Here is a 25,674-nt window from a genome sequence, read left to right as displayed (position 1 = left end):
GAGGTTAGCTTTATGGCTATGACAACTAGCCAGGTGCGGCGGGACGGCGGACACATCGCCTACGAGGTGCACGGCGAGGGATCGTTGGTCGTCCTCGCGCACGGCATGGGGGAGAACAGGGCGAGCTTCCGGCACCTCGTGCCACTGCTGGTGGCCGCCGGACACCGGGTCGCCTCGGTCGACGTCCGGGGCCACGGCGAGTCCAGCGTCGGCTGGCCCACGTACGCCGCGGCCGAGGTCGGCGCCGACCTGCTGGCCGTCGTCCGCGACCTCGACGCCGGGCCGGCCGTCCTCGTCGGCAGCTCGTCCAGCGCCGCGGCGGTGGTCTTCGCCGCCACCGACGCCCCCGAGCTGGTCGCCGGCCTCGTGCAGATCGGCGCGTTCGTCGGTCAGCCGAAACTCAACCCGCTCCTGCGGTTGGCCCAGGGGGCCGTGCTGCGCAACGCGCGACTGTTCGGGATGTTCCACAAGACGCTGTTCCCGGTGCACCGGCCCGTCGACGACGCCGAGTACCGCCGCTCCATGGTGGCCAAGCTGCGCGAGCCCGGCCGGATGGCCGCGACGCGCGGCGTGACCGCACCAGCCGAGCCGCACTGGACCGCCCGCGCCCCGCAGGTGCGGCAACCGGTGCTGGTGCTGATGGGTATGAAGGACCCGGACTTCCCCGACCCGGGGGCCGAGGCGCGGGCCGCCCGTCGGCTCTTCCGCACCGCCGAAGCCCGGATGATCGAGGAATCCGGCCACTACCCGCACGCCGACCGGCCGCAGCGCACCGCCGACGAGTTGCTGGGCTTCCTGGCGGTGTGCGCCGGTGCCTAGGGTCGGCCTCAACCAGCAGGCCGTCGTACGGGAGGCGGCCCGGCTGGCCGACGAGGTCGGCTATCAGCAGCTCACCCTGGCCGCGCTCGCCGGTCGGCTCGGCGTCGCGCTGCCCAGCCTCTACAAGCACGTGCGGGGGGCGGACGCGCTGGCCCAGAAGCTCTCCGCTCTGGCCACCGCCGAGCTGGCCACCGAGCTGACCACCGCCGCCGCAGGCCGGGCCGGCGGCGACGCGCTCCGGGCGATCGCCGACGCCTACCGTGACTACGCCCACCGGCACCCCGGCCGCTACCCGGCGACCCAGCGGGTGCCGGACCCGGCCGACCCGGAACACGTCGAGGCGGGCGAGCGCGCGGTCGGTGCCATCGTCGCGGTGCTGCGCGGGTACGGGCTCACCGGTGACGACGCGGTCGACGCGACCCGGGCGCTGCGCAGCGCCCTGCACGGTTTCGTCGCCCTGGAGGCCGCGGGCGGCTTCGGCCTGCCCCGCGAGGTCGATCGCTCGTACCACCAGCTGGTCGCCAGCATGGACATCGCGTTTCGCTCCTGGCCGGCCGCCGACGCGTGAGCCGGCGCCCCGGGCCCACCGGCCCGGGGCGGCCTCGCCCCATCGACCGATTGGTCGTACCCTTCGGCGGGTGACTGACGGGGTGCAGCAGCCGGCACCACGGCGGCTCTGGCCGCTGTGGACGGTGCTCGTGGTGGTCGTCCTGCTGCTGGGCTGTGGCCTGCCGGCGCTGCTCGTGGCGGCGGTGATCCGGGAGAGCGGTGCCCAGCCCACGGTCAGCCGGGTCGGCGCCTCAGCGGCCGACGACCCGGCCACCGCGGTCGCCCGAGGGCTGTCCGACCGGATCACCACCCAGCTCCACCGCCAGTCCGCGGCGCTGCTCGCCGGCGATCGTGCCGGTTTCCTCGCCATCGCCGATCCCACCGCGCACACCGACCTGCGCCGACGCTTCGGCGCACTGCGCGAGCTCAAGGTGACCGGCTGGCGGGCCGAGCCGAGCGGTTTGCCGGTGCCGGTCATCGGCAAACCCGGCGAGTGGCGGCTCCTGGTGCGCTTCCAGTACTGCTTCGTCGCACCGAACTGCCGGCCCAGCCCCGTGCTGATCGGCACCCGCTGGCGGGAGAACGGCGACCAGCCCCGGTTGGTCGCCATGGAGGAGTCCAAGTCGGTGGAGACCGGCACCCGACCGTGGGAGATCAGCGACCTGGCCGTGGCGATCGGCGCGCGGACCATCGTCGCCACCACCCCGGCACTGCGCGGCAAACTGCCCGGCCTGCTCGCCCAGGCCGAGGCGGCGGCCAAGGTCGCCGACGGATACGCGGTGGCCGGATCGCCGCCGGACCGCTACCGGATCTTCTACGCCGGTCGCAAGGAGTGGCAGCGCTGGTACGGCGGCGACCGACCAGAATGGACCGCCGGTTACGCGGTGACCGTGGGCGGCGGCCACCACGAGGTGGTACTCAACGCCGACGGGCTCTCCAGCGGCGGCACCGACGACCTGCTCCGGCACGAGTTGACCCACGCGGCCTCACTGCCGGAGCGCGGCTACCCGGGCAAGGCCACCTGGTGGCTGGTGGAAGGGCTGGCCGAGTTCGCCGGTGCCGGCGGCCAGGCGGTCGACCGGTACGAGGGGATCGCCGAGGTGCGGAAACTGGTCGGGGGCGGTTGGGATGGCCAGTTGGCGGGCATCAGCCCCGCCGACGACGCCTCCGCCGAGCGGGTCGGCGGCAGCTACGGCGTCGGCTACCTGGCTGTCCGGCATCTCGTCGACCGGTACGGGCCGCAGCGGCTGCTCACCTTCTTCAAGGCCGTGGTGCACGAGCGCAGGACCCTCGACGCGGCTGCCGAGGAGGCGTTCGGCGAGCAGTGGTCGACGCTGCACGACGAGTGCGTCGCGTACGTCCGCGCCGCCGCCGCCTGACAGCCGGTGGGCGGTGTGCTGGTGAGCCGTACCATCGATGGGGTGCGCCGCCCCCAGCCGCCGCGACCCGCCAGCCCCACGCGGCCCCGCCTGCTCGTCGCCCTGACCGCCGTCGCCGTCCTCACCGCCACCACCGCGGCCTCGTGCGGCGACGACCAGCCGCCCGTCGCGCTCGCCTCGGCGGCCCGCAACCCCGTCAGCGAGGTGATCGACGCGCCGGCCACGGTGACCGCCCGGGCTGCCGCAACCCTGACCGCTCCCGCCGACGGCACCCTGGCGAGCCTGCGGGTCCAACCCGGACAGCCGGTCAAGCGTGGCCAGGTTCTCGCCGTCGTCGACTCGCCCTCCGCCCAACAGCGGCTCCGCCAGGCGAGGGAGGCGTTGGACGCGGCGAAGCGCGCCGGGCGTGGTGTCTCCACCGGCGACCTGACCGGCAGCCGGCGCGGCACGGACAAGGCGGCGGACGAGGCGTTCGACGCCGCCCGAAAGGCCGCCGAGAAGATCGCCGACCCGCAGCTACGGGACGCGCTGCTGACCCAGGTGACGTCCGCCCAGCGGCAGTACGCCGCCGCGGCGCGCAGCGCCGACCAGGCCGTCCGGGCGGTGCAGCGGGGAATCAGCGGGCTGAGCTCCGCCGTCGGCGCGCTCTCCGCCGCGCAACGGCTGCAGGCCCAGCAGGCGTACGACCTGGCGAAGGCGACCGTCGAGGCGCTGACCCTGCGCGCCCCGATCGCCGGAGTGGTGCAGCCGGGCGGCACCCGGGCCGGCGGCGGTTCGACCGGTGGTCTCGCCGGGCTCCTGGAGCAGGCCGGTGGCGCCCAGGCGGCCGGCATCGACCCGTCCGTGCTGGCCCCCAGCCAAGGTGGGCCGCCCGCCGGGGTGGACGACGCGGTCGCGGTCGGCGGCCGGGTCACCGCGGGCACGCCGGTGCTGACCGTGGTGGACACCGGGCAGTTGGGGCTGCTCGCCGAGGTGGACGAGACCGACGTGCTGCTGGTCAAGGCCGGTGTGACCGCCACGGTCGAGCTGGACGCGGTAACCGGTGCCAGCTACGACGCCACGGTCCGCTCGGTGGACGTGCTGCCCACCAGTTCCGCCCAGGGCGGCGTCACCTACCGGGTACGTCTCGCGCTGGGCGCGGGGAAGCTGGCCGAGGACGTGCCGGCCCCGACCCCCCGGCCGGGCATGAACGCGATCGTGCACCTGCGGGTACGCGAGGCCGCCGACGCGGTGACCGTCCCCGCCTCGGCGGTGTTCTCCGCCGACGGCCGGGACGCGGTCTGGGTGGTCCGCGACGGCAAGGCCGGCCGGGCGACGGTGACGGTGGGCGTGCAGGGGTCGGATCTGGTGCAGATCCTCAACGGCGTGCAGCCCGGCGACCGGATCGTGGTGCGCGGCACCGACCAGGTGCGCGACGGCCAGGAGGTGCGGTGACCGGCACCCCGCCGGCGATCGAGGCGGTGGGTGTGTCCCGGACGTACCACCTGGACGGCGTGTCCGTCGAGGCGTTGCGCGGGGTGTCGCTGGTCGTCCGACCGGGGGACTACGTGGCCCTGGTCGGCCCGTCCGGCTCGGGCAAGTCCACCCTCATGCACCTCCTCGGTGGGCTCGACCGGCCAACCGGTGGCCGGCTGGTGATCGGCGGGCGGGACGTCAACGCCCTCGCCCCGCCGGAGATGGCCACCCTGCGCAACGAGACGATCGGCTTCGTCTTCCAGGCGTTCCACCTGCTGCCGCGTACGTCGGCGGTGGAGAACGTGGCCCTGCCGCTGGTCTATCGGGGCGTTCCGGCGCGTCAGCGTCGGGCGCGGGCAGCGGCGATGCTCGGCCGGGTCGGCCTCGGGCACCGCCTGGATCACCGGCCCAACCAGATGTCCGGTGGCGAGCAGCAGCGGGTGGCCATCGCCCGCGCGCTGGTCACCGAGCCGACGGTGTTGCTGGCCGACGAACCCACCGGCAACCTGGACAGCGTGACCGGCGCGGCGGTGCTGGAGCTGTTGGAGCAGTTGAACGCGGAGTCCGGGGTGGCGCTGGTGATGGTCACCCACGACCAGGAGGTGGCGGCCCGGGCCCAGCGCCGGATCACGATGCGCGACGGGGTGGTCGTGGCGGACAGCGACGACCCACCCTCCCCGCATGATCGACCGCCGTCCGTTGATCACGGTCGACCTGCGACACTGGTCCCCGCTCCCAGCGCGGAGCCCCGGTCCGCGTCCGGAAGCGGCCCGGGGCACCCGTCCGGTGGCTCCGGTGGCGCCGCCGGAGCCACCGGGCGCCTTCCGCGGGAGGTCGACCCGGGCGAGCCTGACGCCGAGCGGCCCGGAGGTGCGGCGTGAGGGTCGCCGAGGCGTGGCGGGTGGCGGTGGACGCCCTGCGGGCCAACCGGCTGCGCAGCGCCCTGACCATGCTCGGGGTGATCATCGGGGTGGCCTCGGTGGTCCTGCTGGTGGCCATCGGCACCGGCACGAAACAGAAGGTCGAGCAACAGGTCGAGGGCCTCGGCTCCAACCTGCTGCTGGTTGTCCCCGGCCGGATCGAGGTGGGCAACGCGCCGGTGGTCTCGCCGCTGACGCTCAAGGACGTGGACGCCGTCACCCGGGTGGTCGGCGACCCGGACCGGGTGGCGGTCACCGTCGCCTCCGGAGCGACCGCGCGGGCCGGTGCCCGCTCCGACTTCACCACCGTGCAGGGAGTGCTGGAGACCACCCCGGCGGTGTTCACCCGGTCGCTGGCCCGGGGTCGCTACCTCACCGGCACCGACGTGGACACCAGCCGGCGCGTGGCGGTGCTCGGCGACTCGGTGGCCCGCGCGCTCTTCCCCGACCGGGACCCGCTCGGCCAGCAGGTGGCGCTGGCCGGGGTGCGGTTCCGGGTGATCGGTGTCTTCGCGCCACTCGGCCAGAGCCTCGGCGTCGACCGGGACGACGAGGTGCACGTGCCGGTGACCGCCGCGCAGCGGCTCTGGGGCACCCAGCGGGTGGACGGCATCGCCGTGAAGGCACCGGACCGGGAGCGGATCGACGAGCTGGGCGAGCGGATCGTCGCCGAACTGAACCGCCGCCACCCGGACACCGAGTTCAGTGCGGTCACCCAGCAGCAGATCCTTGGCGTACTCGGCGACATCCTGGGCGTCCTCACCGGCGTACTGGCTGCCATCGCCGGTATCTCGCTGCTCGTCGGCGGGGTCGGTGTCTCCAACATCATGCTGGTCAGCGTCCGGGAGCGGACCCGGGAGATCGGTCTGCGCAAGGCCGTCGGCGCGCGCCCCCGCGACATCGGGGTGCAGTTCCTGCTGGAGGCGGTGCTGCTCACCACCATCGGTGGGCTGACCGGGATGGCGCTGGGCGTGGGGACCGCCCTCCTGGTGGACGCGCTGTCGCCGATCCCGGCCGCGATCACCTGGTGGTCGTTGGCACTCGCCTTCGGCGTGTCGGCGGTGGTGGGCATCGTCTTCGGGGTCGTCCCCGCACAGCGCGCCGGCCGGCTCGACCCGGTGGTCGCCCTGCGCGCCGAGTGAGCAGCTTCGGGGCAAGCGGGACACCGGACGCAGCCGGGCAGATAGCGGGAGTGTGGATCGGGTGAACCAGCGATCGAAACATGATCAGTTGTACGAAGGGATCGCGCCGGTCACAGCCGTCCCGCTACCGTACTGGTAACACGCGCGTCGCCGGCCCGGCCCGGAGCATCCGTCGGGTTGGCACGCGCCGGGCATGGGATGGGTCGGTGAGCCATGGCCGGGTCGCAGTCCGACGGACGGCTGTCGGAGGTCAAGTTCCTGACCGTCGCGGAGGTGGCGACGGTCATGCGGGTGTCGAAGATGACGGTCTATCGCCTGGTGCACAGCGGTGAGCTCACCGCCGTCCGGGTCGGCCGGTCATTCCGGGTGCCCGAGCATGCGGTGCACGAATATCTCCGGGGTGCTTTTCAGGAGACTGCCTGAGCCACCGCACCGCCCTCCGAGTGCCACCTAACCGGCATCGACGGGGGCGCGTTGGTCCGGCTGACCCTCTCCGGCTACCCTGGACCCCGACCGAGACCCCACCGGTGCGCCCCGCCGCCCAGACTGGTCCGGTCCGTTGTCCGCATGCGGTCGCCGTCGCCACCTGCGTGGTGTCATCCGGTCCGCCCCGCACGTTGTATCGAAAGGCTGTCGTATGGGCTCGGTGGTCAAGAAGCGCCGTAAGCGCATGGCTAAGAAGAAGCACCGCAAGCTGCTGCGCAAGACCCGCGTCCAGCGTCGCCGTCTCGGCAAGTGATCGCCGCCGGGCTCACGGCCCGGCGTTCGGCGTCACTTGCCAAACTGTCGACCTCCGGAGGCTCAGGTGATCAGGCCGTGGTCGTCCCGGCTCGGTCTTCCCTGCCGGGGTAGGTGCGTCAGATGACCCCCGGTGGCACCTCAGGTGCTCCGGGGGTCGTCGTCGTCACCGGGGTGGGCCGCTATCTCGGCGCCCACGTGGCGGCCCGACTCGCCGCCGACCCGCTGATCGAACGGGTCATCGGGGTGGACGCTCCGGACTCCGGCACCGAGTTCACCGACCTGCTGGATCGGGTCGAACGGATCCGCGTCGACACCGGTTCCCTCGGTGGCCTCCTCGCCGACCTGGACGTCGACGCGGTGGTGCACCTCGCACTGGTCAGCGCCCCCGACCAGCAGCACGGTGGCCGGTCGGCCATGAAGGACCAGAACGTCATCGGCACCATGCAGTTGCTCGCCGCCTGCCAACGGGCGCCCCGGCTGCGCAAGCTGGTGGTCCGTTCGTCGACCGCCGCCTACGGGGTGTCGTTCCGGGATCCGGCGGTCTTCACCGAGGAGACCGAGCCCCGTGAGGTGCCGCGCGGCGGTTTCGGCCGCGACATCCTCGACCTCGAGGGGTACGTCCGTGGGTTCCGGCGCCGTCGGTCCGACGTCACCGCGACGGTGCTGCGCTTCGCCCCGTTCATCGGCTCGACCGCCGACACCACGTTGACCCGTTACTTCGCGCAGCCGTTCGTGCCGACCGTCTTCGGCCGTGATCCGCGTCTGCAGTTCCTGCACTTCGACGACGCGTTGGAGGTGCTGCACCGGTCGATCGTGGAGGACCATCCCGGCACCTACAACGTCGCCGGCCCGGGGGTGCTGTCGCTGTCCCAGGCGATCCGGCGGGCCGGCCGGGTGGCCGTGCCGGTGCTGGAACCGGGTCTGTCCGGTGCCGCCGCGCTGGCCCGGAGCATGGGCTTCGGCCGTTACGGCCTGGACCAGGTCGACCTCTTCGTGCACGGCCGGGTGGTCGATACGACGCGGCTTGAGCAGGAGTTCGGCTTCACGCCCCGCTCCACCGCCGAAGCGTTCGAGGACTTCATCCGCGCTCACCACGGCGGGGTGGTCGTCACCCGGGGTCAGTTGGCCGCCGCCGAGCAACTCGTCCTGGACGGCATCCGGCAGGTCCGTGCCGCGATACGGGACCGGTCGTCGTGAGCGCGAGGAGTGAGCCGGTTTTGCGAGCCCCGCAGTCGCGAACTGAGGTGGCGTCGTGAGCGCGAGGAGTGAGCCGGTTTTGCGAGCCCCGCAGTCGCGAACTGAGGGGACGTCGTGAGTGGGCCGGGGGAGGGGCGCGACCCGCAGGGGGTCGGGCGTTTCGACGTACCGCAGCAGTCGCCGGTGCCGGACGCGGAGCCGGCGCGGCGCAACGGACACCGACCCGCGGCTCAGGTCGCGCCGACCCAGACGCCCGGGCCGGCGGTGCCGGACCGGCCGGGGGACCACTGGGACCGCAAGGTCGCGAACGGCCTGGCGTTCCTGCGCCGGCGGCTCTCCGGCGACTACGAGGTCGACGAGTTCGGTTTCGACTCGGAGTTGACCGACGCCGTCTTCCACCCCCTCCTGCGGCTGCTCTACCGGGACTGGTTCCGCACCGAGGTCAGTGGGGTGGAGCACGTGCCCCTCGACGGGCCGGCCCTGGTGGTGGGCAACCACTCGGGGACGGTGGCCCTGGACGCGTTGATCCTCTCGGCTGCTCTGCACGACAAGCACCCCGGCCACCGCTACCTGCGGCTTCTCGGCGCTGACCTGGTCTTCCGGATGCCGGTGGTCTCCGAGATCGCCCGCAAGACCGGCGGAACAGTGGCCTGCAACCCGGACGCCGAGCGGCTGCTCGGCGGCGGCGATCTGGTCGGCGTGTTTCCCGAGGGCTTCAAGGGCATCGGCAAGCTCTACGCCGACCGGTACAAGCTGCAACGGTTCGGGCGGGGCGGGTTCGTCTCGGCGGCGCTGCGTACCGGCACCCCGATCGTGCCGGTCGCCATCGTCGGCGGCGAGGAGATCTACCCGATGCTCGCCGACATCAAGCCCCTGGCGCGGCTGCTCAAGCTGCCATACTTCCCGGTCACGCCGACCTTCCCGTGGCTCGGGCCACTGGGCATGGTGCCGCTGCCCAGCAAGTGGCTGATCGAGTTCTGCCCGCCGATCCCCACCGCCCATCTGACCGACTCGGCGGACGACCCGTTGGTGGTCTTCAACCTCGCCGACCAGGTGCGGGAAACCATCCAGCAGACCCTGCACACGCTGCTGGAGCGGCGGCCGGACCCGTTCGGCCCCTGAGTCAGCCGGCGCGTCGGCGGCGCTGCAGTGCCAGGCCGGCGGTGACCGCGCCGGCGACCAGCCCGGCTGCCGCGGTCGACGGTACGGCGATCCTGACCGCGCGACGTCCGGTGCGGAAGTCCCGCACCTCCCAGCCGTGCCGGCGGGCCTGCCGCAGCAGTGTGGCGTCCGGGTTCACGGCCACCGCCCTGCCTACGGCGCAGAGCAGCGGCAGGTCGTTGGCCGAGTCGCTGTACGCCGCGCAGCGGGTCAGGTCGAGCCCTTCCACCGCGGCGAGCTGGGTGACCGCCTCAGCCTTCGCCGGACCGTGCATCAGGTCACCCACCAACCGCCCGGTGTACGCCCCGTCCACCACCTCGGCCACCGTGCCGATGGCACCGGTCAGGCCGAGCCGGGCGGCGATCACCCGGCCGATCTCCACCGGAGCGGCACTGACCAGCCAGACCCGCTGGCCGGCGTCCAGGTGACGCTGAGCGAGCTGATGGGTGCCGGCCCAGATCCGGGGAGCCATCATCTCGTCGAAGATCTCCTCCGCGAGGCGCTCCACGTCGTCGACCCGCCAGCCCTCGACGAAGGCCAGCGCGGCCTCCTTGGCCAGGGACATGTCACCGGCGTGCTCCCGGGCCAGCACCCGGAACCGGAGCTGCTGCCAGGCGAACCGGGCCAGGTCGGCGGTGGTGAAGTAGTTCCGGGAGGCAAGCCCACGGGCGAACCAGTAGATCGACGCGCCCTGCATCATCGTGTTGTCCACGTCGAAGAACGCCGCGGCGGCCGGGTCGGGTACGGGCGTGACAACCGGGGCCAGGTCGGTCTCCGCCCAGCCTGCGGTGTGCCCCTCGGCGTCGGTGCTGACCGTCACCTTACGGCTGCGCGTCACGCGACTTCCTTCCTCACCGGTACGGACGAATGCCTCCAGCGAGGGTAGCCGCCGCGTACGGTCGACCGGCCGGGCACAGAACGAACTGTGGCGCGGCCGGTCGGACGTGCGGTATAGGAGGGCGGGGTCAGCGCGCCCCGGGGCAGGCGCTCGGGTCGGGGCCGAGGGCGTCGCTGGCGGTCGGCGCCGGTAGGCCGCAGCCGATCGCCGCGCGCAGCGCGTCCGAACGGTCCCGGATGCTGTCCAGGAGCAGCAGCGACCGCTGGGTCCGTTCCCGGTCGACGCGGGTGCTCCCGTCGAGCAGACCGCTCACCGCCCGGCGTTGGCTTGCCACGAAGGTGTTGAGCGTGTCCAGGCTGGCCGCCTCGGCCCGCTGCACCGCGGCGGCGGTCAGCAGGCGAACGCCCTGCCGGGTGTCGGCGTCCATGTCGTCGAGGACCGCGCTGTAGCCGATCCGGTCACCGCGTAGCTCGGCGGCCTCGCCGAGTCTGGTCCGGGCGAAGTCCAGGAAGAGTTGGCCGCGGCTGATGTCCGAGCTGGCCAGGGCGAGTTGAGCCCGTTCGGTCGAGCGCTTCATCCCGTACAGCGCGTCACCGGGCACCGCGTTCTCGCTGGCGGCGGAGATGCCGGAGACGGCGATGGCGCCGGCGGCGATGCCGACCAGGATCGCCCCCCGCGCTCGGGCCCGCCGTGCGGTGACCGCCGGTAGCAGCCGCCCGCGGGCGGTCGTGGCGGGACGCGTGGCGGCCGGTTCGCTGACTGCCGGCGTGGTGCCCAGCCCCTCCCGTTCGGCGGTCGCGAGCAGCATCGCTCGCAGGCCGGTACGGAAGTCCGGGTCCACCTCGACCGCCGGGGGGTCGACGCTGAGCCGTTGGCCCACTGCGACGAGCGGCGCGAGCTGCCCGTCGACCCGGGATCGCACGTGGTGTCGCCGAGCGCCGTTGGCCTCGTCGAGAAGCTGCGCGAAGCGCTCGGCGCGCCGGCGGGAGAAGAGGATGTTGTCCACCGCAGGCACCTCCTCTCGCTGGTCACGGCCGGTCGGCCGCCGTCCTTGCCAGCGACCGGGCGGCAGTGTGACACCACGGAGGTGAGGCGCCGCCGGCATACCGGTCGGACCTCGGAGACCCGGTTCTGCCGGGACAACCACCGGTCGCACCCGGAGAAACGCGGCGGACCGGGCACGGGTTACGGGCCTGGCGGAGCGGAAATCACAGAAAGTGATCGTTGTCACCCGGCGGGACCGACTCTGAGCTGCGCGGACGTTGATCGACGTCCATCGGTCCCGCCGAAAGAAACTACGGCTGGAAGCCGTCGGGCAGCAGTCGGGCCAGCGCACGGACGGCCCGGTACTGGAGGGCCTTGATGGCGCCCTCGTTCTTGCCCATCGCACGGGCCGTCTCGGCGACCGAGAAACCCTGGAGGAAGCGGAGCACGATGCACTCCTGCTGCTCCGGGTTGAGCTGCTTCACGGCGGTGAGCAGCGCGACGTTGGTGATGTGCTCCACCACCGCCGCCTCCGGGCTGCCCTCCGGGCCCCGGTCCTCCCGGTCGGCGTCGAGCACGTCGCCGGTGGTGACCTCCAGGCGGTACCGGCCCGACTTGAAGTGGTCCGCGACCAGGTTGCGGGCGATCGTCACCAGCCAGGCGCCGAGGTCGCGGCCCTGCCAGGTGAAGCTGCTGATCCGCTTGAGCGCGCGTAGGAAGGTGTCTGAGGTGAGGTCCTCGGCGAGCTGACGGTTGCCGACCCGGAAGTAGACGAACCGGAACACGGTGTCCACGTATCGGTCGTAGATCAGGCCGAACGCCTCGGACTCACCGGCCTGGGCCCGTTCGATCAGCGTCCAGACCTCGGTTGCCGGGTCGGACGGGTCCGGACGGCTCGGGAAGCCGGTCGGGGTGGTGGCGGTGGTCGCCGGCACCGCCGGAATCACCGCTGTCTCACCCGCCGGGTCGGTGGTCGCCGTCGGCGTGTCGCCGGTCCGCCGGCCCTGGGTCGGCATGGTCGGTCGGGCCGGTACGGCGACCCGGCCGCCGGCCGGCTTCGTGTTCCCGCCGGGCACCGCGGGCCGCGGTGGCGGCTCGTTGTGGTGTGGCCGACTGCGGATCCGTTGCGTCGCGCCGTCGCTCCGCACGACGGTGCCGTGTGGTTCGTCCAGCGGGGCGCGGGCCGCCGGGCGCTCGTTGACGTGGGAGCGAGGTGTCTGGCCGGTCAGGCCGACCGGGCGTTCCGCGTAACCGAAGGTGGTCACCGAGTTGCCCCCGTCCCGTCGGTCGCCGGGCGGGCCGTTCTGTGCGTCGTCGGGCCGGGCCGACCGGGCTTCCGGTCGGGCAGGACGGTTGCGGGGGTTGCCGACGGGCGGCAATTCCCCTTGAGGTGCTGGTCCAATGCGCTCACAGGCACGGGGGCCTCCTCGGGCTGAGGGGTGTCGACTCACGGCAAATGGGGTGACCCGACCCGAGTGATGATAGGGCCAACGTCACCCGCGCGTGGCAAGTCCGTTACACAAGGCGGAAGTATTTCCCGCTCCGTCGCACCAGTGGCGGACCGGTTGTCCGTCGTGTGCGATTGACTTTCCGTCGGGCCGGTGTTCCAGGGTGGATCGCCTGGTGGGGGGTGTGTTGCCCGTTCGGCTGACCCGCCGCACCGGGTGGTCGTGCGGGCGCGACTGATCCGACTGTGGACGGCGTCACCCGTCCCATCGGCAGGACATGATCGGATCGCCGGTGGCACACCGGGCAGTCCCGTCAGCGGGACTTGCGCCGGGCCGTCGTGCGGGGGCGTCGTCCCGACCGTCGGGCGTGGCCTGTCGTCGCCCGCTGTGCCAGACTCGATCACCGTGCAGCACTTCTCGGCAAACCCCGCGCCGAACCTCGCCGACCGGGTCCACCGGGCGGCTCTCGATCACGGTGACCGGGCCGCGCTGCACTGGCGCGACCAGACGCTCGGCTGGTCCGAACTGGACACCGCGGTGGACGCTGCCGCGCGCGGCCTGTCCGCCGCCGCGCCGCCCACCGACCCGGGTGGTACGCCACCACGCGTCGCGATCGCACTGCCCAACACCCCCGACTTCGTGATCACCTGGCTCGGTGCCCTGCGCGCCGGGCTGGTCGCCGTGCCGGTCAACCCCGGCTTCACCGCCCCGGAGCTGCGGCACGTGCTGGCCGACTCCGGCGCGTCGGTGCTGATCGGCACCGATCGGGTCCGGGGCCTGGTCGCCGAGGTGGCCGCCGAGTTGCCCGCGCTCGCGGCCGTGCACGGCACGCCGCCGACCGCCGAGGCACCCGGACCGCCACCCCGCCCGCAGCGAGGCGGAGCCGACCTGGCTGTACTGCTCTACACCTCCGGCACCGAGGGGCGACCCAAGGGGGCGATGCTCTCGCACCGGGCGCTGCTCGCCAACCACGAGCAGGTCGAGCAGATCGAGCCGCCGGTGGTCGGGCCGGCGGACACTGTGCTGCTCGCGTTGCCGCTCTTCCACGCGTACGGGCTCAACTCGGGCCTCGGCGCGGTCGTCCACCATGGCGCGACCGGCGTGCTGCTCGACGAGCTGGGGCCGACGGCGGGGCTGGACGAGATCGCCCGGCACCGGGTCAGCGTGCTGGTCGGCGTACCGTCGATGTTCCTGGCCTGGGCCAGTGCGCCCACCGCCCGCGCGGCGACCACGTCGGTGCGGGTGGCGGTCTGCGGCGCGGCGCCGCTGGAGCCCGCGGTCGCGGCGCGCTTCACGGAGGTCACCGGCCACCAGGTGCACATCGGGTACGGCCTCACCGAGACCGCGCCGGTGCTCACCTCCACCCTGGTCGGCGGCGTGGCAAAGGCCGGTTCAATCGGCCGGCCACTGCCCGGTGTGCGGCTACGTCTGGTCGGCGCCGACGGGGTCGACCTGTGGCGCGACGGGCTGGTCGTTCCCGACGACGACCCGGAAGAGCTGGACATCTCCGACGTGGCGCCGGGCACCGACCCGGGGCAGATCGTGGTGGCCGGCCCCAACCTCTTCGCCGGTTACTGGCCCGACGCTCGGGGCGGCCCCGACGCCGAGGGCTGGTGGCGCACCGGCGACATCGCGTACGCCGACGAGGACGGCGACCTCTTCCTGGTCGACCGGCTCGGCGAGCTGATCCTGGTCAACGGGTTCAACGTCTATCCGCACGAGGTCGAGCTGGTGCTCACCGGGCACCCCGGGGTGGCCGAGTCGGCGGTACTGGGTGTGCCGCACCCGCGGACCGGCGAGACTGTGCGGGCGTACGTGGTGCCGGCGCAGGGGCGACCGGTGACCAGCGAGGAACTGCTCGCCCACTGCGCACGGAACCTGGCCCGGTTCAAGTGCCCGACCGCCGTCGAGTTCGTCGACGCTCTGCCGTACTCGGCGATCGGCAAGGTACGGAAGACCGAGCTCCGGTCGGCGCCGCCAGCCGGCCCGCCCGCACACGCCGACACCCCCCCCCACGGAGGTAACCGATGGCCACTGATGCCAGGCTCGCCCTGATCACCCGCCCCGGCTGCCACCTGTGCGACGACGCCAAGGCGGCGCTCGACCGGGTGGTGGCGGTCACCGGCGACAAGTGGGTCGAGTGGGACGTCACCGGCGACGAGGCGCTGGAGCGGGAGTACGGGGACCGGCTGCCGGTGGTGATGCTCGACGGCAAGGAGCACGGCTACTGGCGGGTCGAGGAGGACCGGCTGCTGCGGGACCTGACCACACCGCAGCTCTGAGCGGTGCCTATGGTGCTCTGATGACCCCTGCGCACCCCCACCTCGTATGGGACTGGAACGGCACCCTCCTCAACGACCTCAGCCTGGTGGTGTCCGCCACCAACGTCGTTTTCGCGAGCCTGGGCGGGCCGACGGTCACCCTCGACGAGCACCGGGTGCGGTTCCGCCGGCCGATCGCCGAGTACTACGCCGAGGTGCTCGGGAAGGCCGTGGACGACGACGAGTTCGACCGACTGGACCGGATCTTCCACGACGCGTACCGCACCGGGTTGACCACGTGTGAGCTGGCCGCCGACGCGCGCACCGCCATGGCCGCGTGGCCGGGCAGCCAGAGTCTGCTCTCCATGTGGTTCCACGAGGAGCTGGTGCCGACCGTGCACACGTACGGGTTGACCGGTCACTTCACCCGGGTCGACGGGCTGCGGGCGACGGTCGGCGGTGGCCGCAAGGCCGAGTCGCTCCAGCTGCACCTGGCCGAGCTGGGCGTGGACGGCGCCGCGGTGGTGCTGATCGGCGACTCCATCGACGACGCGGACGCGGCGCTCGCGGTGGGCGCCCGCGCGGTGCTCTACACCGGCGGGTTCACCGACCCGACCCGGCTGCGCGCCTCCGGTCACCCGGTGGCCGACACCCTCACCGACGCGGTGGCCCTGGCCCGGGAGGTCAGTTCCGCAGATAGGTGAGGACGGCCAGCACCCGGCGGTGCTGCTCGGTGTCCGGCGGCAGGGTGAGCTTGGTGAAGATGTTGCGCACGTGCTTCTCCACCGCGCCGTCGCTGACCACGAGGGCGCGGGCGATGGCGGTGTTCGAGCGCCCCTCGGCCATCAGGGCGAGCACCTCGCGCTCGCGCGGGGTCAGCTCGCTGAGCGGGTCGTCCCTGCGGCGTCGGGCGAAGAGCTGGCCGACCACCTCCGGGTCGAGCACCGTGCCACCGGCCGCCACCCGGCGCAGCGCGTCGAGGAACTCGTCGATCGCGGCCACCCGGTCCTTGAGCAGGTAGCCGATTCCGCCGCCGGCGCCGCCGGTGGTGGCGAGCAGATCATCGGCGTACGAGACCTCGACGTACTGGGAGAGCACCAGGATCGGCGTACGCGGCACCAGCCGCCGCGCCTCCACCGCCGCCCGTAGCCCCTCGTCGGTGTGCGACGGCGGCATCCGGACGTCGACGATCGACACGTCCGGCCGGTGCTCCACCACCGCCTCGACCAGTGCGTCACCGTCCCCGACGGCGGCCACCACCTGGTGCCCGCTCTCGGTCAGGAGCCGCACCAGTCCCTCACGGAGCAGGACGGCGTCGTCGGCGATCACGATGCGCATGGCTGTGTTGTCTACCACGTCCGACCCGTCGGGAGGGCTCGGCGCGGTGTCCGACGGCTCACAGCATCTCCTTTGTTCGCGACTGCGGGGCTCGCAAACCCGGCTCACTCCTCGCGCTCACAGGGGAAGCTCCGCGCGGACCTCGGTGGGGCCGCCGACCGGGCTGACCACCGCCAGTTCACCGCCAGCGGCCCGCACCCGGTCGGCGATGCCGGCGAGCCCGTGCCCCTTGGCCAGGTGTGCGCCGCCCTGTCCGTCGTCGCCCACCCGCACCTGGAGCTGGGCGCCGTGCCGGACAACGGTCACCACGGCCTCGGTGGCCCGGCTGTGCTTGGCGACGTTGGTCAGCGCCTCGGACACCACGAAGTACGCGGTGTTCTCCACCGCCGGGTCGAGCCGCCCACCCGGGGTGCCGAGCTGCGGGTCCACCTGGAGTTCGATCGGGATCAGCCCGCGTCCGGCGATCGCGGCCAGGGCGCTGGGCAGGCCCCGGTCGACCAGGATCGGCGGGGCGATGCCTCGGGACAGTGCCCGCAGCTCGGCCAGCGTGTCCCGGGTCTGGGTGACCGCCTCGTCGATGGTTCGGGCGGCGGCCGCCGGGTCGGAGGCGAGCTGCATCCGGGCCCGGCTGAGGTCCATGGCCAGGCGGACCAGGCGCTGCTGGGGGCCGTCGTGGATGTCGCGTTCCAACCGGCGTAGCGCGGACGCCTCGGCGGACACCGCGGCCCGCTTCTGCTCTTCCAGCACGGTGATGCGGTCGCGCATCTCGGCCACCCCGGTCAGCATGGCCTTGGCGAAACTGGCCTGGAGCAGCGCGCAGCCCCGAACCACGATCGGTAGCGTGATCAGGAAGAACACCCCGATCGCGGTGTTCAGACCGATCCGGGCGGTGGTCGAGTCACCCAGGCCGAGCAGCTGTGCCAGGTCGCTGTCACCCTCGCCGTCGGCCCGGGGCAGTGCCCAGTCGTAGGCCCAGTAGAGCGAGCCGGTGATCGCGGCGGCCCACCAGGCCACGGCCACCACGAAGGTGCCCGCCGCCGCGATCAGCCGCAGGATGCCGTGCGCCAGATCGAGCCAGGACTGGGCGTCCCGCATCGGCACGAAGATCCGCCGCCAGGCGTTCGCGCCCGCCTCGGGCAGCCGGTAGTGCGGCCGGATCCGGGGTTGCCGGAGGACCGCGGGCAGCCGCAGCCGTTCGATGTCGGCCAGTCCACGGGCGGCGTACAGGGTGCCGCTGAGGATCGGCAGACCGATCACCGTGACCACCAGGCCGATGCCGACCGCGGTGCCGACGACGAGGACGACGAAGCTGGCCACCGCCAGGGGCAGGCCGAGCAGCACGTACCCGGAGTCGACGAAGAGCTGGCGGGGGATGCTCGGTGCCAGCGTCGGTTGGTCGCTGGTGGCGGCAACGGCGGTCATGCCCAAAGGCTAGGCATCCGGGCGTCCCGTCCCCATCCCGAAGCCCCGCCTCTCCCTCGTAGTGCTGTCCCTACCACTTCCGGACGGCTTGCGTGAGAGCCCGGCGCGGGATTGGTCAGAGAAGTCGGGATTGAGCAATAATCGCCCGGGCGGCGCAGGCGCAGACCCGGTGGATCGATCTTGCGGAATGGAGGTGCTGGTGAGGTCGCGTCACGCAGCGGCAAGATCGCGATTTGTGCACGTCTTCACAAGCGCCTACTCTGTGACTCCGACGCGCCCTGCTAGCACAGCCGGCAACCTCGGTCGCCAGCGGGAGTCCATAAGCGGCCGACCAGCGGAGTTGGCCGAGGATCGCACCGCACGGAGTCTCATGAGTCAGCACCGTCACCCAGGCGCGCCCGGCCGCGCCGGTGCCGTACCGGCGCTCCCGGATCTGCCCGAGGCGACCGTCGCTCGGCTCCCGGAGTACCTGCGCGCGCTGCACAATCTCGCCGACACCGGGCACGAAACGGTCTCCAGCGAGGGTCTCTCCGCCGCCGCCGGGGTCAACTCCGCCAAGCTCCGCAAGGACCTCTCCCACCTCGGCTCGTACGGCACCCGGGGCGTCGGCTACGACGTCGCGTTGCTGATCGAGCAGATCGAGTATGTGCTCGGGCTCACCCAACGGCGGGCGGTCGCCCTGGTCGGCGTGGGTAATCTCGGTCACGCTCTGGCCGGCTACGACGGCTTCGCCAGCCGGGGCTTCCGGATCGCCGCACTGCTCGACGCCGATCCCTCCCGGGTCGGCGAAGAGATCAACGGCCTGGTAGTCCGGCATGTCGACGAGCTTCCGACGGTCGCCGCGGAAGAATCCCTCGCGATCGGCGTGATCGCCACCCCGGCCGCCGCTGCCCAGCAGGTCGCCGACCAACTGGTCGCCGTCGGCGTGACGAGCATCCTCAACTTCGCGCCGTGCGTACTCTCGGTTCCGGAGGGGGTCGACGTGCGCAAGGTCGACCTCGCCATCGAGCTGCAGATTCTGTCCTTCCACGAGCACCGCAAGGCGTCGCTGACCGCGCTGCCCGCCGCCGGCGGGTCCGCTCTCACGGCCCTGCCCGGCGGGTTCGCGGCCACCGATACCCAGGAGGCGATCGGCACGTGAAACTGCTCGTCGTCGGCGCGTCCTACCGGACCGCCCCGGTCGCCACGCTGGAGCAACTGGCCGTGCCTCCCGCCGACCTGACCCGCACCCTGGACCGCCTGGTCGCCCAGCCGTACGTGGCCGAGGCGGTGCTCGTCTCCACCTGCAACCGGGTGGAGGTCTACGCCGCCGTGTCCGGTTTCCACGGCGGGCTCGGCGACGTCTGCGCCGTCCTGGCGGAGCAGGCCGGCAGCCCGCCGGCGGCTCTCGCCAGCCACCTGTACGTGCACTACGACATCGCCGCCGTGGACCACGTCTTCCGGGTCGCCAGCGGTCTGGACTCGATGGTGGTCGGCGAGGCGCAGATCCTCGGCCAGCTGCGTGACGCCTACCACTGGGCCACCGGCGCCGACTCGGCCGGCCGGCTGCTGCACGAGCTGATGCAGCAGGCGTTGCGGGTCGGCAAGCGGGCCCACGCCGAGACCGGCATCGACCGGGCCGGCCAGAGCGTCGTCACCGCCGCGCTGGACCTGGCCGCCGGGCACCTCGACGGCGACCTCGCCGGCCACCCGGCCCTGGTGGTCGGTGCCGGCGCGATGGGCTCGCTCGGGGTGGCCACGCTGTCCCGGCTGGGCGCCGGGCCGCTCATCGTCAGCAACCGGGGCGCCGACCGGGCCGTCCGGCTCGCCGAGTCGTACGGGGCGAGTGCCGCGCCGATGACCGAGCTGGTCGACACCCTCTCCACAGTGGACATCGTAGTGGCCGCCACCGCGTCCACCGAACCGGTCCTCACCCGTGCGGTGGTCAGCGCGGCGCTGGCCCAGCGGGCCCCGGCCCGGGGGCCGCTGGTCCTGCTCGACCTGGCCGTCCCGCGTGACGTCGAGGAGGGTGTCGCCGAGCTGCCCGGCGTCGAGGTGATCGACATCGATCGGATGGCAGCGCTGCTCGCCGACGGTCCGGCGGCTGCGGATGCCGCCGCCGTCGAACGGATCGTGCTGGGCGAGGTGGAGAGTTTCCTCACCTGGTTGCGCGGCGCCGACGTGGCACCCACCGTGGCCGCGCTGCGCGGCCGGGCCGACGACGTGGTCACCGCCGAGCTGCGCCGGCTGGCCCAGCGTCGCCCCGACCTCGGGGACGACCTGCGGGCCGAGGTGGCCCGCACCGTGCACAGGGTCGTGCAGCGGCTGCTGCACCAGCCCACCGTCAAGGTCCGCCAGTTGGCCGCGGAGCCCGGCGGCGACCAGTACGCCGCCCTGCTGCGCGAGCTGTTCGACCTCCAGGTGCCGCAGACCTCGCCGGTGGACACCGTCCCGGACGTTCTGACCCCCGACCTCGGCATGGCGTTCCCTGGCACCGACCCGGTGTCCGGAGCCGACGCCGCCGATCCGACCCCGCCCACCGGAGGTGCGCGATGACCGCCCCCCTGCGCCTCGGTACCCGGAGCAGCGCCCTGGCGATGGCCCAGTCCAACCAGGTCGCCGAGGCGTTGACCGGCGCCACCGGCCGTCCCGTCGAGCTGGTCGAGGTGATCACCGCCGGCGACCGCTCCAGGGCGCCGGTGCACCGGCTCGGCGTCGGGGTGTTCGTCTCCGCGCTGCGTGACGCGCTGACCGCCCGGACGATCGACTTCGCGGTGCACTCCTACAAGGATCTGCCCACGGCTGCCGCCGGCGGGCTGCACATCGCGGCGGTGCCGCCCCGGCAGGACCCGCGCGACGCGCTGATCGCCCGCGGTGGTCGGACGCTCACCGAGCTGCCGCCCGGGGCCACCGTGGGCACCGGCGCGCTGCGCCGTATCGCCCAGCTCCACGCGCTCGGTCTCCAACTGGAGGTCACCCCGGTCCGCGGCAACGTGGACACTCGCCTGGCGCGGGTGCTCGGCCCCGAGGCCGACCTCGACGCCGTCGTCCTGGCCCGAGCCGGGCTGGCCCGGCTCGGTCGGGTCGACGTGATCACCGAGACGCTGGACCCGATGCTGATGCTGCCCGCGCCCGCTCAGGGCGCGCTGGCCGTGGAGTGCCGGGTCGACGATCAGGACCTGGTCGAGCTGCTCGCGGTGCTCGACCATGCACCGTCGCACGCCGCGGTCACCGCGGAACGCGCGTTGCTGGCAACTCTGGAGGCCGGGTGCACCGCACCCGTCGCCGCCTATGCGGAACTCGCCGAAGGTGACGCCGGCGATGAGATCTACCTGCGCGGGGCGGTGATCAGCCCGGACGGCACTCGTGACCTCCGGCTGTCCCGCACCGGAACGCCCGCCGACGCGGCGGAGATCGGTAAGGCACTCGCCGCCGAACTCCTCGACCTCGGCGCCGACTCGATCCTCGGCCACGAAGGACACACCGGCCCGGGGACCCAGCAATTTGGGAGCACAGAATGACCCGCACCCGTAAGCCCGTCGGCCGTATCGCGTTCGTCGGGGCTGGCCCCGGTGACCCCGGCCTGCTGACCCGTCGGGCGCACGACGCCCTGGTCGACGCCGACCAGGTGATCTACGACCGGGGAGTCCCGGAGTCGTTGCTCGCCGTCGTTCGCGCCGAAGCCAGAGACGATGCCGAGTTCACCCCCGCCGAAGGCGCGCCGGGGGACGTCGCGAAGGTGCTGATCTCCGCGGCCCGGTCCGGGTTGAACGCGGTGCACCTGGTCGCCGGCGACCCGTTCGGCCACGACTCGGTGGTCAAGGAGGTGCAGGCGGTGGCCCGCACCGCCGCCCACTTCGAGGTGGTGCCCGGCGTCGGCCAGGCCGAGGGTGTGGCCACCTACGCGGGGGTCCCGCTGCCGGGTGTGCGTACGGCCGCAGATGTCGAGGACGTCAGCGCACTGGACTTCGAGGCGCTGGCCACGGCCGTCGGCCGGGGTTCGCTCGCGCTCGCCGTGGACGCCGGTGACCTCGCCGCCGTCCGGGACGGGCTGCTCGCGGCCGGGGTCGACGGCACCACCGGCGTCGGTGTGACCGGCGACGGCACCGGCGAGACCCAGTACACGACCACGTCGACCGTGGACAGCTTCGTGGCCGCCGCGCTCGGCTTCACCGGCCGGGTGGTGCTCACCGTCGGTGTCGGGGTGGGTCAGCGCGACAAGCTGAGCTGGTGGGAGAACCGCCCGCTGTACGGCTGGAAGGTGCTCGTACCCCGCACGAAGGAGCAGGCCGGCGCGATGAGCGCCCGGCTGCGCGCGTACGGGGCGATCCCGTGCGAGGTGCCGACCATCGCGGTCGAGCCGCCGCGCACCCCTGCGCAGATGGAGCGGGCGGTCAAGGGCCTGGTCGACGGCCGGTACGCCTGGGTGATCTTCACCTCGGTGAACGCGGTTCGCGCGGTCTGGGAGAAGTTCGCCGAGCACGGGCTGGACGCCCGCCACTTCGGCGGCGTCAAGATCGCCTGCATCGGTGAGGCGACGGCGGACGCGGTCCGTGCGTTCGGCATCCAGCCGGAGCTGATCCCCGCCGGGGAGCAGTCCTCCGAGGGGCTGCTGGCCGAGTTCTCCCCGCACGACGAGATCCTCGACCCGGTGGGCCGGGTGCTGCTGCCGCGCGCCGACATCGCCACCGAGACGCTCGCCGCCGGGCTCACCGAGCGCGGCTGGGAGGTCGACGACGTGACCGCGTACCGGACGGTGCGCGCCGCGCCGCCGCCCGCCGAGATCCGGGACGCGATCAAGTCCGGCGGTTTCGACGCGGTGCTCTTCACCTCGTCCTCCACCGTGCGGAACCTGGTCGGCATCGCGGGGAAGCCGCACGCGCGTACCGTTGTTGCCGTCATCGGGCCCAAGACGGCGGAGACCGCGACGGAGTTCGGCCTGCGGGTCGACGTCCAGCCGCCGCACGCCTCGGTGCCCGACCTGGTGGAGGCGCTCGCCGCCTACGCCGTCGAGCTGCGCGAGAAGCTGGCCGCGATGCCGGCCAAGCAGCGCCGTGGCTCGAAGGTGCAGGGGCCGACCGCCCTGCGCTTCCGGTAGTCGTTCGAGGAGGCCTGCCATGTCGTACCCCGAGATCCGGCCCCGCCGGCTGCGCCGCACCCCGGCGATCCGCCGGCTGGTGTCCGAGACCCGGGTCGACCCAGCCGAGCTGGTCGTGCCGATGTTCGTCAAGGAGGGGCTGACCGAGCCCCGGGCCATCGCGTCGCTCCCGGGGGTGCTCCAGCACTCCCGGGACTCGCTGCGCAAGGCGGCGGCCGAGGCGGTTCAGGCCGGTGTCGGTGGGATCATGCTCTTCGGCGTGCCGGAGCGGCGGGACCCGACCGGCTCCGGCGGCATCGACCCGACCGGCATCCTGAACGTCGCCATCCGCGACGTGGTGGCCGAGGTGGGCGACGCCACCGTGGTGATGAGCGACCTGTGCCTGGACGAGTTCACCTCACACGGGCACTGCGGGCTGCTCACCCCCGACGGCGAGGTCGACAACGACTCCACCCTGGCCGCGTACGCCGAGATGGCGGTGGCCCAGGCCAACGCCGGGGTCGGCGTGGTCGGGCCGTCCGGGATGATGGACGGCCAGGTCGGCGTGGTACGCCGGGCGCTCGACGCCGCCGGCCACCAGGACGTGGCCGTGCTGGCGTACGCCGTGAAGTACGCCTCGGCGTTCTACGGCCCGTTCCGCGAAGCGGTGGAGTCGGCCCTGGAGGGGGACCGGCGCACCTACCAGCAGGACCCGGCCAACCTACGCGAGTCGCTGCGCGAGGTGGAGCTGGACGTCGCCGAGGGCGCCGACATGGTGATGGTCAAGCCGGCGCTGCCGTACCTCGACGTGGTGGCGGCGGTTCGGGCCGCGGTGGACGTCCCGGTCGCCGCCTACCAGGTCTCCGGCGAGTACGCGATGGTCGAGGCGGCCGCCGCGAACGGCTGGATCGACCGGGAACGGGTGATGCTGGAGACGCTCACCTCGATCAAGCGGGCCGGCGCGCAGATCATCCTCACCTACTGGGCGGTCGAGGCCGCCGGCCTGCTGCGTCAGCGCTACTGACCGGTCCGTTCGCCACCACCTCGGGTTCCACCGGGGTGGTCGCTGCCTCAGCGGCGGTCGGGGCGGCCGGAAGTCGCCGGCTGGTCAGCCAGGCGAGCGCCAGCAGCACGGCGGACACCGCCAGCGCGAGCCGGGTGGCCTGCGCCAGCTCTGGAGCGAAGCCCGCACGGGTGACCCGGTCGAGGCGGGTGGCGGCCGTGATGCCCCCGCCGCCCAGACCCGCCGCAAACCGGTCGGCCAGCCAGGACAGCGCTGCGGCGATCAACGCCGTACCGACGGCGACCGACGTGTGCGACACCGTGGTGAGCAGCGTGGAGCCGGACGGCAGGTCGTCCGCGGACAGGGACCGGCTGGCGGCGGTCATCGTCGGCATCAACGTCGCACCCATGCCCAGGCCGATGACCGCGCCGAGCGCGGCGAGCAGCGGGTACGACGTGTCCGCGTCGAGCACCAGCACCCGGGCGACCGTGCCGACCACCGCGGTCGCGATGCCGAGCCCGACCACCCGACGCGCGGAGACCCGGTCGACCAGCCGAGTCGCCACCTGCAGCATCAGCCCGGTGGTTAGCGCCTGCGGAATGCCGATCACGCCGGCCAGGGTGGCGGAGTCACCGCGTACCACCTGCACGTACGCCGGGATGATCAGGAACGAGCCGAAGTACCCGGCGGCGAAGAGCGCCACCGTCGCCGCGCCTGGGGCCATCCCGGGCGCGCGCAGCACGGCCAGGCGCAGCAGCGGCTGTCGTACCCGGTTGGCCCGCCAGGCGAAGGTGGCCACCAGCGCGGCGCCGAGCACGAGTGGCAGCAGCACGGACGCGGTGACGACTCCGCCGCGTTCACCGGTGACGCTGAGTCCGAACACGGCCAACGCGAGGCCGGGGCAGAGCAGCAGCAGCCCGGCGACGTCCAGCCGGACCGGTGGTCGGTGCGGGTCGGCGACGGGCAGCACCGACCGGCCGAGCAGCACCGCCAGCAACCCGACCGGCAGGTTGATCCAGAAGATCCACCGCCACGACGCGTGATCGAGCAGCAGCCCACCGAGCACCGGCCCGATCAGCGGTCCGACCAGGACCGGCAGACCGAGCAGGCTCATCATCCGGCCGCGCCGCTGCGGCGGCACCGCAGCCAGCGCGACGGCCATCCCGACCGGGTTGAGCAGTCCGCCGCCCAGCCCTTGGAGCACCCGGAACGCGATCAGTGAACCGACGTCCCAGGCGGCCCCGGCCAGCACGGAGCCCGCCGTGAACAGCAGCAGCGCGGTCAGATAGGTGCGGCGGGCACCGTAGCGGCCGATCGCCCAGGCCGCGGTGGGCATCACCGCGACCAGGGCGAGCGCGTAGCCGCTGGTGACCCACCCGATCGTGGTGAGGTTCGTGCTGAGGTCATCGACCAGCTTCGGCAGGGCCACCACGGTCACCGTCGTGTCGATCACAGCGGCTCGTCGTCGACCAGGTGGCCGGCGCGGTCGAGCCGTTCCCAGGGTGCCCGGAGCACCACGCCGGAGCGGGTGGTGGCGGCCTGTACCTCGGCGAAGACCACCCGCAGTTGTTCGACCGCGCGGATGCCGCCCGAACTGGCCCCGTACGACACGAAGGCCACCGGCTTGCGGGCCCACTCCCGGTGGTGCCAGTCGATGGCGTTCTTCAGGGCTGCCGGGAAGCTGTGGTTGTACTCGGGTGTGACCACCACGAACGCGTCGGCGGCCGCCAGCCGGTCACTGATCGGGCTGGCCGGGTTGCCACCCGGTGGGGTGTCGGCGAACGGCAGCGGCACCTCGGCGAGGTCGACGAGATCGAGGCCGAGGTCGCCGCGTCGGGCCGCGTGGGCGACGAACCAGTCGGCGATCGCGCGGCCCATCCGAGGCTGACGGACACTCCCGACGAGCACGGCGACGGTCGGTGGGGCCGGGGTCTCTTGCGTTGTCATGCCCCGGACGCTAG

At 73.1% G+C, this 25,674-nt stretch carries 25 protein-coding genes; 18 read left to right on the top strand and 7 right to left on the bottom strand.

Annotated features, from left to right (window positions below; genetic code table 11):
* Nucleotides 1–18 precede the first annotated feature (18 nt).
* The 10 genes from ACQEUX_RS24780 (at nt 19) to ACQEUX_RS24735 (ending at nt 9,324) form a co-directional block, all read left to right on the top strand.
* Nucleotides 19–819, top strand: coding sequence for an alpha/beta fold hydrolase (locus tag ACQEUX_RS24780; RefSeq protein ID WP_433052841.1), 801 nt, complete (start codon nt 19–21; stop codon nt 817–819).
* Nucleotides 812–1,387: a TetR/AcrR family transcriptional regulator gene (locus ACQEUX_RS24775; protein ID WP_433052838.1), complete on the top strand. Its 576-nt coding sequence runs from the start codon at nt 812–814 to the stop codon at nt 1,385–1,387. Before ACQEUX_RS24780 ends, ACQEUX_RS24775 begins: the two co-directional genes overlap by 8 nt.
* Before the next feature lie 70 nt (nt 1,388–1,457).
* On the top strand, nt 1,458–2,747 hold the full coding sequence (locus tag ACQEUX_RS24770; RefSeq protein ID WP_433052835.1) for a hypothetical protein: 1,290 nt from the start codon (nt 1,458–1,460) through the stop codon (nt 2,745–2,747).
* A 42-nt stretch (nt 2,748–2,789) separates the two neighbouring features.
* Nucleotides 2,790–4,181, top strand: coding sequence for an efflux RND transporter periplasmic adaptor subunit (locus ACQEUX_RS24765; protein ID WP_433052832.1), 1,392 nt, complete (start codon nt 2,790–2,792; stop codon nt 4,179–4,181).
* On the top strand, nt 4,178–5,083 hold the full coding sequence (locus tag ACQEUX_RS24760) for an ABC transporter ATP-binding protein (protein ID WP_433052829.1): 906 nt from the start codon (nt 4,178–4,180) through the stop codon (nt 5,081–5,083). The genes ACQEUX_RS24765 and ACQEUX_RS24760 overlap by 4 nt, the downstream gene beginning before the upstream one ends.
* Nucleotides 5,080–6,264 (top strand): ABC transporter permease, encoded by a 1,185-nt coding sequence (locus ACQEUX_RS24755; RefSeq protein WP_433052826.1) that lies wholly within the window; start codon nt 5,080–5,082, stop codon nt 6,262–6,264. The genes ACQEUX_RS24760 and ACQEUX_RS24755 overlap by 4 nt, the downstream gene beginning before the upstream one ends.
* A 213-nt stretch (nt 6,265–6,477) precedes the next feature.
* Entirely contained in the window at nt 6,478–6,687 is a 210-nt protein-coding gene (locus ACQEUX_RS24750) for a helix-turn-helix domain-containing protein (RefSeq protein WP_007465625.1), read from the top strand.
* A gap of 214 nt (nt 6,688–6,901) precedes the next feature.
* Nucleotides 6,902–7,003, top strand: a complete 102-nt coding sequence (locus tag ACQEUX_RS24745) for a 30S ribosomal protein bS22 (protein WP_007465623.1) — start codon at nt 6,902–6,904, stop codon at nt 7,001–7,003.
* Between the two features lie 122 nt (nt 7,004–7,125).
* Complete coding sequence (locus ACQEUX_RS24740; RefSeq protein ID WP_433052822.1) at nt 7,126–8,202, top strand: NAD-dependent epimerase/dehydratase family protein; 1,077 nt, start codon at nt 7,126–7,128, stop codon at nt 8,200–8,202.
* Nucleotides 8,203–8,466: 264 nt separating this feature from the next.
* Nucleotides 8,467–9,324, top strand: a complete 858-nt coding sequence (locus tag ACQEUX_RS24735; protein ID WP_433057109.1) for a lysophospholipid acyltransferase family protein — start codon at nt 8,467–8,469, stop codon at nt 9,322–9,324.
* Nucleotide 9,325: 1 nt separating this feature from the next.
* Here ACQEUX_RS24735 and ACQEUX_RS24730 read toward each other — a convergent pair whose 3' ends face one another.
* The 3 genes from ACQEUX_RS24730 to ACQEUX_RS24720 all read right to left on the bottom strand — a co-directional run bounded on the left by ACQEUX_RS24730 (nt 9,326) and on the right by ACQEUX_RS24720 (nt 12,450).
* Nucleotides 9,326–10,240 (bottom strand): HAD family hydrolase, encoded by a 915-nt coding sequence (locus ACQEUX_RS24730; protein ID WP_433057107.1) that lies wholly within the window; start codon nt 10,238–10,240, stop codon nt 9,326–9,328.
* Between the two features lie 88 nt (nt 10,241–10,328).
* Entirely contained in the window at nt 10,329–11,207 is an 879-nt protein-coding gene (locus tag ACQEUX_RS24725; protein WP_433052819.1) for a DUF5667 domain-containing protein, read from the bottom strand.
* 289 nt (nt 11,208–11,496) lie between these two features.
* Nucleotides 11,497–12,450, bottom strand: a complete 954-nt coding sequence (locus ACQEUX_RS24720; RefSeq protein ID WP_433052816.1) for an ECF subfamily RNA polymerase sigma factor, BldN family — start codon at nt 12,448–12,450, stop codon at nt 11,497–11,499.
* A gap of 588 nt (nt 12,451–13,038) precedes the next feature.
* Between ACQEUX_RS24720 and ACQEUX_RS24715 the strand changes: the two genes are divergently transcribed.
* From ACQEUX_RS24715 to ACQEUX_RS24705, 3 genes are read left to right on the top strand one after another with little or no spacing between them, the layout of a single operon-like run.
* Nucleotides 13,039–14,688, top strand: coding sequence for an AMP-binding protein (locus tag ACQEUX_RS24715; protein WP_433052813.1), 1,650 nt, complete (start codon nt 13,039–13,041; stop codon nt 14,686–14,688).
* Nucleotides 14,661–14,915 carry a glutaredoxin family protein gene (locus ACQEUX_RS24710; RefSeq protein WP_433052810.1) on the top strand — a complete coding sequence of 85 codons (255 nt, stop codon included), beginning with the start codon at nt 14,661–14,663 and terminating at the stop codon, nt 14,913–14,915. The genes ACQEUX_RS24715 and ACQEUX_RS24710 overlap by 28 nt, the downstream gene beginning before the upstream one ends.
* A 20-nt stretch (nt 14,916–14,935) precedes the next feature.
* Nucleotides 14,936–15,598 (top strand): HAD family hydrolase, encoded by a 663-nt coding sequence (locus ACQEUX_RS24705; protein WP_433052807.1) that lies wholly within the window; start codon nt 14,936–14,938, stop codon nt 15,596–15,598.
* On the opposite strand, the gene ACQEUX_RS24700 is transcribed toward ACQEUX_RS24705, so the two are convergent.
* Nucleotides 15,579–16,232 (bottom strand): response regulator transcription factor, encoded by a 654-nt coding sequence (locus tag ACQEUX_RS24700; protein WP_405429366.1) that lies wholly within the window; start codon nt 16,230–16,232, stop codon nt 15,579–15,581. The two genes, ACQEUX_RS24705 and ACQEUX_RS24700, sit on opposite strands and share 20 nt — an antisense overlap.
* Before the next feature lie 117 nt (nt 16,233–16,349).
* Entirely contained in the window at nt 16,350–17,654 is a 1,305-nt protein-coding gene (locus ACQEUX_RS24695; protein ID WP_433052804.1) for a sensor histidine kinase, read from the bottom strand.
* 370 nt (nt 17,655–18,024) lie between these two features.
* Between ACQEUX_RS24695 and ACQEUX_RS24690 the strand changes: the two genes are divergently transcribed.
* From ACQEUX_RS24690 to hemB, 5 genes are read left to right on the top strand one after another with little or no spacing between them, the layout of a single operon-like run.
* Nucleotides 18,025–18,795 carry a redox-sensing transcriptional repressor Rex gene (locus tag ACQEUX_RS24690; RefSeq protein WP_433052801.1) on the top strand — a complete coding sequence of 257 codons (771 nt, stop codon included), beginning with the start codon at nt 18,025–18,027 and terminating at the stop codon, nt 18,793–18,795.
* A complete protein-coding gene (locus ACQEUX_RS24685) occupies nt 18,792–20,189 on the top strand; it encodes a glutamyl-tRNA reductase (RefSeq protein WP_433052798.1) in 1,398 nt (465 codons plus the stop codon). The genes ACQEUX_RS24690 and ACQEUX_RS24685 overlap by 4 nt, the downstream gene beginning before the upstream one ends.
* The gene (gene hemC / locus ACQEUX_RS24680) at nt 20,186–21,154 is read left to right on the top strand and encodes a hydroxymethylbilane synthase (protein ID WP_433052795.1); all 969 of its coding nucleotides are present in this window, start codon (nt 20,186–20,188) and stop codon (nt 21,152–21,154) included. The genes ACQEUX_RS24685 and hemC overlap by 4 nt, the downstream gene beginning before the upstream one ends.
* A complete protein-coding gene (locus ACQEUX_RS24675; protein WP_124819086.1) occupies nt 21,151–22,731 on the top strand; it encodes a uroporphyrinogen-III synthase in 1,581 nt (526 codons plus the stop codon). The genes hemC and ACQEUX_RS24675 overlap by 4 nt, the downstream gene beginning before the upstream one ends.
* Before the next feature lie 19 nt (nt 22,732–22,750).
* Nucleotides 22,751–23,734 carry a porphobilinogen synthase gene (gene hemB / locus ACQEUX_RS24670; protein ID WP_433052791.1) on the top strand — a complete coding sequence of 328 codons (984 nt, stop codon included), beginning with the start codon at nt 22,751–22,753 and terminating at the stop codon, nt 23,732–23,734.
* Here hemB and ACQEUX_RS24665 read toward each other — a convergent pair.
* Nucleotides 23,685–25,166 carry a DHA2 family efflux MFS transporter permease subunit gene (locus tag ACQEUX_RS24665; RefSeq protein WP_433052788.1) on the bottom strand — a complete coding sequence of 494 codons (1,482 nt, stop codon included), beginning with the start codon at nt 25,164–25,166 and terminating at the stop codon, nt 23,685–23,687. The genes hemB and ACQEUX_RS24665 overlap by 50 nt on opposite strands.
* Nucleotides 25,163–25,660 carry an NADPH-dependent FMN reductase gene (locus ACQEUX_RS24660; protein WP_433052785.1) on the bottom strand — a complete coding sequence of 166 codons (498 nt, stop codon included), beginning with the start codon at nt 25,658–25,660 and terminating at the stop codon, nt 25,163–25,165. The genes ACQEUX_RS24665 and ACQEUX_RS24660 overlap by 4 nt, the downstream gene beginning before the upstream one ends.
* Between the last annotated feature and the right edge of the window lie 14 nt (nt 25,661–25,674).

It is taken from the genome of Micromonospora sp. CA-259024 (genome assembly GCF_050936255.1).
Taxonomy (GTDB): domain Bacteria; phylum Actinomycetota; class Actinomycetes; order Mycobacteriales; family Micromonosporaceae; genus Micromonospora.
This window is presented reverse-complemented; position numbering and strand designations above follow the sequence as displayed.